1 protein-coding gene is annotated in these 388 nt (G+C 76.8%); it reads right to left on the bottom strand.

Going from position 1 to position 388, the window contains the following annotated elements; translation table 11 throughout:
- Positions 1–321: hypothetical protein (locus G3I78_RS50590; RefSeq protein WP_164437416.1), on the bottom strand; the 321-nt coding region annotated here is incomplete at its 3' end.
- Positions 322–388: the final 67 nt, after the last annotated feature.

Genomic DNA, 388 nt, shown 5'->3' with positions numbered 1-388 from the left:
TGCGTGCGCGGCGGGGGACGGGGTGGCGGCCGGGCCGGGCAGGGTGTCCACCGCTTCCAGCAGCGCGGCGGCCGCCGACTTCAGCCCCACCACGACCGGAGCACCCGGCAGGCCCAGCAGCGCGTCCGCCGCACCGCGCAGACACGACTCCGCGACCTCGGCCGGCCGGCGCAGAAAGTCCCCGGCCAGGATCCGGCGCGCGTCCTCCAGCAGATCCAGCGCCCGTGCACCCGCCACGCCCTGCGCGGTCAAGGCCGCGGCCAGGACCTCGTCGACCACAGACAGCCCGTCCACGGCCGCCGGCCGCATCTCGTTGCTCACCCCCGCACCGTAGAACGCCACGAGCGCCACCCGGACCAGAACCCGACACCGCGGCCGCCGGATACCG

The organism is Streptomyces sp. SID13726 (assembly GCF_010548375.1).
GTDB lineage: Bacteria > Actinomycetota > Actinomycetes > Streptomycetales > Streptomycetaceae > Streptomyces.
The sequence above is the reverse complement of the archived record's forward strand: the minus strand, read 5'-3'. Positions and strand labels throughout refer to the sequence as shown.